Consider the following 8,687-nt stretch of genomic DNA (forward strand, 5'->3'; position numbering starts at 1 on the left):
CGAAATATGCGTACTCGCCCAGGAACAGGTAAGGCCACAGTCGTGGCGGGCAGAGCAGCAGCGCGGCGACACGCACACCTGCAGGCAGGTAAAACTGGTCGAGAGAGAGTTTGCGTGTACCCCAGCATGCAAAGGCATATACAACAGCGAGGACAAGCCCGACCGGGCGAATGCGCAAACTCAGTTGAAGCCCATCTTTCCACCAATCTCGTCGCACGTATTTCCTCCTGCCCGTGCCAGATCAACATCCATGCGAAACACTATGGCGTTCGGTTTGGACGGTATCGACACGCGGCGGATTGTGCAATTGCGCAGAAAGATTATAGGAATAGAGCGAAAAGATGCGTTTCGTCAGGTCGCCGAGCCTGGCGTGATCAAATGCAAGCCTTTAGTTGGCAACTTGGACGCTTGCTGCGAACGGCTGTCCGAAGGACGGTCTACTACATGACAGATGGGGCTCCGAAGGATCTAGCGCTCACCACAGCACATCGCGCAGCTTGTACCACGACATCGCCGCCACCAGCAGCGGGGTACGCAGCAGTCGCCCGCCCGGAAAACGCGCGTGCGGAATCCGCGCGAACACATCCAGCCGCTGGGCCTGTCCGGCAATGGCCTCGGCCAACACCGCGCCAGCCAGGCCGGTGGCGGCCACGCCGTGCCCGGAGAAGCCCTGGGCGAAATAGACGTTGGGGGTGAGCCGACCCCAGTCCGGTGCGCGGTTGCGGGTGATGTCCACGTAACCGCCCCAGACCTGCTCCATGGCCACATCGGCCAATTGCGGAAACACCTGGTGCATGCGCCGGGTCATCACCCCGTGCAGGCCCGGCGGCGGCAACGCCGAATAGCTGGCGCGCCCGCCGAACAACAGCCGGTGGTCGGCGCTGAGTCGGAAGTAATCCAGGGCCCAGCTGACATCGGCCACGGCCATGTCGTTGCGGATCAAGGCGCGTGCGCGTTCGGCGCCCAGCGCCGGCGTGGCCCCGATGTAGGTGCCCACCGGCATGATCCGCGCTTCCAGTTCCGGTGCGATGCCCTGCAGCAGCGCGTTGCCGGCGATCACTACGTGATCGGCGCTCACCGTCCCCCGTGCGGTACGCAGTTGGGGGCGTGCGCCGCGGACCAGCTGCAGCACCGGCGACTGTTCCAGGATCGTCACCCCCAGGGTTTCGGCCGCGCGTGCCAGGCCCTGCGCATAGGCGAGCGGATGCAGGTGCCCGCTGGCAGCATCGAACATCGCCCCGCTGTAGCGCGGGCTGTCCAGCTGCTCGCGCAGTTGCTGGCGGTCCCACCACTGCAGGGGATAGCCGTAGCGCTCGGCCAGTTCGATCATGCCCGCGCGCAGCATGCGCTCCTGCCGCGGGCGGATCGGGACGCTGGCATGGCCATCGCGCCAGTCGCAGTCGATCTGGTAGCGCTGCAGGCGATGCCGCAGCAGCGCCATGCCTTCACGCGAGAAATCGAACAGGTGGCGGGCATCGTCCGCACCCACCAGGCGTTCGAGCGTGTCCACCTCGCAGCCATAGCCGACGATGGCCTGGCCGCCGTTGCGCCCGGACGCCCCCCAGCCGATCCGCTGCGCCTCCAGCACCACCACGCGGAAGCCGCGCTCGGCCAGCGACAACGCCGCCGACAGGCCGGTGTAGCCGGCGCCGAGCACGCACACGTCGGTGTCCAGATTGCCCGCCAGCGGCGCACGCAAGGGCTGGGCCGGCACGCTGTCGGCGTACCAGCTGGCAACGTGGTCCTGGCCGGAATGGCGCGAAAAATCGGAACTCATGGCGACAGCATGCCAGCAACCCGGCCCCGGAACAGCGGCCAGTCTGTCGCAGGCCGGCGCGCAGGCATGTGACGGACCGACGCCGGTTGCGCCGGGTCGTAGCCCAGCGGTAACGTGCAGGCAGGTCATCCGAGCATGACGCATGGTTTCGCCCCCCTGGGTCGGCCTGCCCACCGACAGCACGATGCTGGGTCATCACCGGTTCGCGGTCGCYGGCGAAAAGTACATCCGCGCGCTGCGCGCGGCTGCCGCGGTCACCCCGGTACTGCTGCCCAGTCTGCAGCCTGCGCTGCCGGCCGACGACTGGCTGGACCGTCTCGATGGCCTGCTGTTGACCGGCGCGGTGAGCAACATAGAGCCGCAGCACTACGGCGGCGCGCCCAGCTGGCCCGGCAATCTGCACGATCCCGCGCGCGATGCCACGGCGCTGTCGCTGCTGCAGGCTGCACTTGCCCGCGACCTGCCGGTGCTGGCCATCTGCCGCGGCTTCCAGGAACTCAACGTGGCGCTCGGCGGCACCCTGCATCAGCGCGTGCACGAGGTGCCTGGCCTGATGGACCATCGCGAGGATCCGGACGCGGCAGTCGAACAACAGTACGGTCCGGCGCACCCGGTGCGGCTGGCCCAGGGCGGGTGGCTGGCCGACTGGGCCGGCGCCGAGGCGATCGCGGTCAATTCGGTGCACGGGCAGGGCATTGATCGCCTCGCGCCGGGGCTGTGGGTCGAGGCACGCGCCGATGACGGCCTCATCGAGGCCGCGCGCAACCCCGCGCACGCCTTCGTGCTCGGAGTACAGTGGCATCCGGAATGGCGTGTCACTGAAAACCCGTTCCATCACCGTATTTTCCAAGCCTTCGGCGATGCTTGTCGCCGCTACTCCTGCAAAGCAGACCGGTCATGACCACCCGAACGCGTTCGCGTAAAGCCACAGCCCCGCGCAAAGCGGCCTCTTCTTCGCGCAAGGCCGCCGCACCGGCGGTGCCCGAGGAGAGCACGCTGCTGCGCTGGCTCAAGGACCGGCGCATCACCGAGGTGGAGTGCCTGGTACCGGACATCACCGGCAACGCGCGCGGCAAGATCATTCCAGCCGACAAGTTCTCGCACGATTACGGCACGCGCCTGCCGGAGGGCATCTTCGCCACCACGGTTACCGGCGAGTTCCCGGACGACTACTACGAGCTGACCTCACCGTCGGATTCGGACATGATCCTGCGCCCGGATGCCGACACCGTGCGCATGGTGCCGTGGGCCACCGATCCCACCGCCCAGGTCATCCACGACTGTTTCACCAAGACCGGCGAGCCGCATGAGCTGGCCCCGCGCAACGTGCTGCGGCGCGTCCTCAATGCCTATGCCGAACTCGGCCTGCGCCCGGTGGTGGCACCGGAGCTGGAGTTCTTCCTGGTCCAGAAGAACACCGACCCGGACTTCCCGCTGCTGCCGCCGGCTGGCCGCTCCGGTCGCCCTGAAACCGCGCGCCAGTCCTACTCGATCGATGCGGTCAACGAGTTCGATCCGATCCTCGATCTGATGTACGACTACTGCGATGCGATGAAGCTGGACGTGGATACGCTCATCCACGAATCCGGCGCGGCGCAGCTGGAGGTCAACTTCACCCATGCCAATGCGATGGATCTGGCCGACCAGGTGTTTCTGTTCAAGCGCACCATGCGTGAGTCGGCGATGCGCCACGGCATCTACGCCACCTTCCTGGCCAAGCCGATGGAGAACGAGCCGGGCAGTGCGATGCACATCCACCAGAGCCTGCTGCGGATCAGCGACGGCAGCAACGTGTTCACCGGCGAGCATGGCGGTGAGGATTTCAGCCCGTTGTTCGGGCACTACCTGGCCGGTCTGCAGAAATACGTGCCGATGGCGATGGCGTTCTTCGCGCCGAACGTGAATTCCTACCGCCGGCTGATGTTCGGCGAGGTCTCCCCGAGCAACGTGCACTGGGGCTTCGACAACCGCACCTGCGGGCTGCGCGTGCCGCTGGATACCCCGGAGAACATGCGGGTGGAAAGCCGGTTTGCCGGCTCGGATGCCAACCCCTACCTGGCGATCGYCGCCACCCTGGCTGCTGGCCTGCTCGGCATCCGCGAGCAGGGCTCCCCCACCGCGCCGATCAGCGGCAGCGCCAAGGAACTGGGCTACGACCTGCCACGCTCGCTGGGCGAGGCGCTGGACGGGCTGGAAGGCTGCCCGGAACTGCGCGAGATGCTGGGCGAGCGCTTCTGCCGGGCCTATGTGTCGGTCAAGCGCAAGGAATACGAGACCTTCTTCCGCGTGATCAGCTCGTGGGAGCGTGAATTCCTGCTGCTCAACGTCTGAACGGCGCCGCGTCGCCAGATCCGGCATGGCCGTGAGGGCCATGTGCTGGGAAAATACGGGCATGCCCGTTAGGCTGGCAGCCGTCGTACCGGTCTGGCCGGTTCCCCCATCTCGCACCTGACCTGTGGAGAGTCCGATGAAGCTGCGAATCCTCACCCTCGGCATTGCCGTATCCGTACTCAGCGCCTGTGGCGGCGGCAAGTCCGACGACGACAGCAAGGTGCTGAACGTCTACAACTACAGCGATTACATCGCCGAAGACACCATCCCCAACTTCGAGAAGGCCACCGGCACCAAGGTGACCTACGATGTGTTCGACAGCGATGAGATGGTGGAAACCAAGCTCCTGGCCGGCAACAGCGGCTACGACGTGGTGGTGCCGACGCTGAATTTCTTCGGCCGCCAGATCAAGGCCGGGGTGTTCCTGCCGCTGGACAAGAGCAAGATCCCGAACCTGGCCAACCTCGACCCGGACGTGATGAAGCGCATCGCCCAGCAGGACCCGGGCAACCAGTACGGCGTGCCGTACATGATCGGCACCACCGGCATCGGCTACAACGTGGAACTGCTCAAGCAGCGTTTCGGCGGCAGCACCGACATCGCCAACAGCTGGGATCTGATCTTCAAGCCCGAGAACATCGCCAAGATGAAGGACTGCGGGATCACCATCCTGGACACCCCCTCGGACATGATCCCGATCGCGCTGCACTACCTGGGCGAAGATCCGCACAGCCAGGACCCGGCCACGCTGGAAAAGGCCGCCGCGCTGCTCAAGGGCATCCGCCCGTACGTGCAGAACTTCCACTCCTCCCAGTACGTGGGCTCGCTGGCCAACGGCGGCACCTGTCTGGTGGTGGGCTGGTCGGGCGACATCATCCAGGCTCGTGACCGCGCGGCCGAGGCCAACAACGGCGTCACCGTGGCCTACTCGATCCCGCGCGAAGGCGCGCCGCAGTGGTTCGACATGCTGGCCATCCCCAAGGATGCCAAGCACCCGGAGGCCGCGTATGCCTTCATCAACTACCTGCTGGAACCGAAGGTGGCCGCGGCCAACACCAACTTCATCCATTACGCCAACCCGGTGACCAAGGCCACCGCCCTGGTGGACGAGGCGATCCGCACCGACCCGACCATCTACCCGCCGGCCGACGTGGCCGCCAAGATGTTCACCTACTCGATCAACACTCCGGAGGTGGACAAGCTCTACACCCGGTTGTGGACCGAGGTGAAGACCGGTCGCTGACCGCCCCTGCGACGCCGGCCCCGTGCCGGCGTYGTCGTTTCAGGGTATTCATCCCGCAGGTGTGGGGGGCAGGCCGCCCGATCCGGTAGCGCATGACGCTGCCACCACCGGTAAAATGGGATGCTCCCCCCGTCCCGCCGCCGCTCCCGGAGCCGCTCCCCATGCCATTTGATGCCAAGCCGGAAGGCGAGGTCGTGCCGGTCCTCGAACCGGGCTATCTGTCCATCCGCGCGCTGCGCAAGGAATTCGACGGCTTCGTCGCCCTCGACGATGTCAGCCTGGACGTGCGCAAGGGCGAGATCTTCGCCCTGCTCGGCGGCTCGGGCAGCGGCAAATCGACCCTGCTGCGCTGCCTGGGCGGCTTCGAGACGCCCACMAAGGGCAGCATCGAGCTGGACGGCCAGCGCATCAACGATCTGCCGCCGTACCAGCGGCCGATCAACATGATGTTCCAGTCCTACGCGCTGTTTCCGCACATGACGGTGGAGCAGAACATCGCCTTCGGGCTCAAGCAGGACGGCCTGGCCCGCGATGCGATCCGCACACGCGTGGGCGAGATGCTGGAGCTGGTGCAGCTGGGGAAGCTGGCCAAGCGCAAGCCGCACCAGTTGTCCGGTGGCCAGCAGCAGCGCGTGGCGCTGGCGCGGTCGCTGGCCAAGGGGCCCAAGCTGCTGCTGCTGGACGAGCCGATGGGCGCGCTGGACAAGAAGCTGCGTTCGCAGATGCAGCTGGAGCTGGTCAACATCATCGAGACCTCCGGGGTGACCTGCGTGATGGTCACCCACGACCAGGAAGAGGCCATGACCATGGCCACCCGCATCGCGGTGATGGATGCCGGCTGGATCCAGCAGGTGGGCAAGCCGGACGAAATCTACGAGCAGCCGGCCAACCGCTTCGTGGCCGAGTTCATCGGCTCGGTGAACCTGTTCGACGGGGCGATCGACGAGGACCTGCCCGAGTACGTCACCGTGCGCACGCCGCTGTTCCCGGCGCCGATCTACGTGGCCCACGGCATCACCGGCTACGAAGGCCAGCCGGTGGCGTTCGCGCTGCGCCCGGAGAAGGTGATGATCGGCAAGGACGAGCCGGCCGGGGACACCAACAAGGCACAGGGCGTGATCGAGGAAATCGCCTACTTCGGCAGCCATTCGGTCTATCACGTGCGCCTGCCGAGCGGGGCCAAGGTGCTGTCCAATTTCGCCAATTCGCAGCGCTGGGCCAGCGACGGGCTGACCTGGGGCGACAGCGTGTGGGTGTGCTGGCGTGACAACGACGGCGTGGTGCTCACCGCATGAACGCCGCCGGCTGGAAGCGTTGGCTCCCCGGTACCCGCGGTAGCGTGATCGCCGCGCCGTACCTGTGGCTGCTGCTGTTCTTCGCGGTACCGTTCGTGATCATCCTGATGATCTCRTTCTCACGCACGCAGGTCGGCTCGCCGCCGTATACCTGGCTGCTGGAATACGTGGATGGCGCGTTCTCGCTGAAGCTCAACCTGGGCAATTACGCAGCGCTGGTGAAGGACAACCAGTACGTGCTGGCCTACCTGAGTTCGATCAAGATCGCGGTGATCGCCACGCTGCTGACGCTGCTGATCGGCTACCCGATGGCATACGTGATTTCGCGGATGTCGCCGGCCGCGCGCAACGTGGCGATGATGTTGGTGGTGCTGCCGTCGTGGACCTCGTTCCTGATCCGGGTGTATGCGTGGATCGGCATCCTGGACCGCAACGGGCTGCTCAACCAGCTGCTGCTGAAGCTGGGGTTGATCGATGCGCCGCTGCAGATCCTGTACACGCCGACCGCGGCCTATATCGGCATCGTGTACTGCTACCTGCCGTTCATGGTGCTGCCGCTGTACGCCAACCTGGTCAAGCTGGACAACCGTCTGCTCGAAGCCGCCTACGATCTCGGGGCCAAGCCGTGGCAGGCCTTCCTGCGGATCACGCTGCCGTTGTCGCGCACCGGCATCATCGCCGGCTGCATGCTGGTGATGATCCCGGCGGTGGGCGAGTTCGTGATTCCGGAGATGCTGGGTGGCCCGGACACGCTGATGATCGGGCGGGTGCTGTGGGGTGAGTTCTTCAACAACCGCGACTGGCCCACGGCCTCGGCGGTGGCGATCGTGATGCTGCTGTTGCTGCTGGTGCCGATCCTGCTGTTCAACCGGGTCCAGCAGCGTGAGCTGGAAGGGAAGCTGCTATGAGCATGGTGCGCGGCAGCCGGTGGTTGGGGTGGTCGGTGTTGGGGCTGGGGTTCGCGTTCCTGTACCTGCCGATCCTGTTGCTGATGGTGTACTCGTTCAATGCCTCCAAGCTGGCCACGGTCTGGTCGGGCTTCTCCACGCGCTGGTACGGGGAACTGTTCAACAACCGGCAGATCCTGGATGCGTTGTGGATCAGCCTGGAGGTGGCGTTCTGGACGGCGTGCGCGTCGACGGTGCTGGGCACGATGGCGGCGATGGTGATGACGCGGTTCAAGCGGTTCCCGGGCAAGACCATGTTCGGCGCGCTGATCACCGCGCCGTTGGTGATGCCCGAGGTGATCCTGGGCTTTTCGCTGATGACGCTGCTGGTGGCGATGGGCGGCATTCCGGGCTTCCCGGCACGCGGGGTGACCAGCATCTGGATCGCGCATGTGACGTTCACGCTGTCGTTCGTGACGGTGGTGGTGTCCTCGCGGTTACAGGAGCTGGACCGTTCGCTGGAAGAGGCGGCGATGGACCTGGGGGCGAGCCGGTTGAAGGTGTTCTTCCAGATCACGTTGCCGATCATCGCCCCGGCGTTGGTGGCCGGCTGGTTGTTGGCCTTTACGTTGTCGCTGGACGATGTGGTGATCGCCAGTTTCGTGGCCGGCCCGAATTCGACGACGCTGCCGATGAAGGTGTTCGCATCGGTGCGGATGGGGATCAAGCCGGAGATCAACGCGCTGGCCACGCTGATGGTGCTGGCGGTGTCGATCGCGGCGGTGGTGGGCTGGTTCGTTACTGCGCGCGGTGAGAAGCGGCGTCAGCGCGACATGCAGATGGCGCTGCAGSACAAGGGGTAGGGTGGGTGCAGCTGTTCTTTTTAGAGCGACCGCAACGGCAACAGCGGGACTGAAATCTGAGTTGGCGTTGGCGTGGGTGGGTTGGCGGGATACGCCGCAAGTCCCGCTCCGCGGCCCGGCCCAGCCGCTGGCGGCCGTGCGTTCAGTCGCATGCGAGGCAGTTCCTCGCGAGCAATGCGCCTTCACCCGTGTAGGCTCCCAAGCCGCATCCATGCGGCTTGAGGGTCCCGCCAATCCACCCACCCACGCCAACGCCTGACGGATTGTTTGCCCCTTTGTTGGGTGGAGCAG

At 65.8% G+C, this 8,687-nt stretch carries 7 protein-coding genes and 1 pseudogene; 6 read left to right on the forward strand and 2 right to left on the reverse strand.

The features are described from left to right. Together AC1DQP_RS12315 and AC1DQP_RS12320 are read right to left on the reverse strand one after the other, a co-directional pair. A pseudogene (locus tag AC1DQP_RS12315) lies at positions 1-217 on the reverse strand (MASE1 domain-containing protein); the annotation flags it as partial. Between the two features lie 258 nt (positions 218-475). Continuing rightward, positions 476-1,777: an NAD(P)/FAD-dependent oxidoreductase gene (locus AC1DQP_RS12320; RefSeq protein WP_457317984.1), complete on the reverse strand. Its 1,302-nt coding sequence runs from the start codon at positions 1,775-1,777 to the stop codon at positions 476-478. A 142-nt stretch (positions 1,778-1,919) separates the two neighbouring features. Here AC1DQP_RS12320 and AC1DQP_RS12325 point away from each other — a divergent pair, with 142 nt between their 5' ends. The 6 genes from AC1DQP_RS12325 to AC1DQP_RS12350 all read left to right on the forward strand — a co-directional run bounded on the left by AC1DQP_RS12325 (position 1,920) and on the right by AC1DQP_RS12350 (position 8,396). Next, positions 1,920-2,678 (forward strand): gamma-glutamyl-gamma-aminobutyrate hydrolase family protein, encoded by a 759-nt coding sequence (locus AC1DQP_RS12325; RefSeq protein ID WP_457317983.1) that lies wholly within the window; start codon positions 1,920-1,922, stop codon positions 2,676-2,678. Next, on the forward strand, positions 2,675-4,108 hold the full coding sequence (locus tag AC1DQP_RS12330; protein ID WP_478051693.1) for a glutamine synthetase family protein: 1,434 nt from the start codon (positions 2,675-2,677) through the stop codon (positions 4,106-4,108). The genes AC1DQP_RS12325 and AC1DQP_RS12330 overlap by 4 nt, the downstream gene beginning before the upstream one ends. A 136-nt stretch (positions 4,109-4,244) precedes the next feature. After that, complete coding sequence (locus tag AC1DQP_RS12335) at positions 4,245-5,351, forward strand: polyamine ABC transporter substrate-binding protein (protein WP_256777250.1); 1,107 nt, start codon at positions 4,245-4,247, stop codon at positions 5,349-5,351. Between the two features lie 161 nt (positions 5,352-5,512). Beyond that, complete coding sequence (locus AC1DQP_RS12340; protein WP_457317981.1) at positions 5,513-6,646, forward strand: ABC transporter ATP-binding protein; 1,134 nt, start codon at positions 5,513-5,515, stop codon at positions 6,644-6,646. Further along, a complete protein-coding gene (locus tag AC1DQP_RS12345; RefSeq protein ID WP_256777249.1) occupies positions 6,643-7,554 on the forward strand; it encodes an ABC transporter permease subunit in 912 nt (303 codons plus the stop codon). Before AC1DQP_RS12340 ends, AC1DQP_RS12345 begins: the two co-directional genes overlap by 4 nt. Beyond that, entirely contained in the window at positions 7,551-8,396 is an 846-nt protein-coding gene (locus AC1DQP_RS12350) for an ABC transporter permease subunit (protein WP_478051694.1), read from the forward strand. The genes AC1DQP_RS12345 and AC1DQP_RS12350 overlap by 4 nt, the downstream gene beginning before the upstream one ends. Positions 8,397-8,687: the final 291 nt, after the last annotated feature.

The organism is Stenotrophomonas sp. P5_A8, from assembly GCF_056400545.1.

Coding starts and splice junctions, on each gene's coding strand:
- AC1DQP_RS12320 (WP_457317984.1), bottom strand. CDS start 1,777: ATGAGTTCCGATTTTTCGCGCCATTCCGGCCAGGACCACGTTGCCAGC.
- AC1DQP_RS12335 (WP_256777250.1), top strand. CDS start 4,245: ATGAAGCTGCGAATCCTCACCCTCGGCATTGCCGTATCCGTACTCAGC.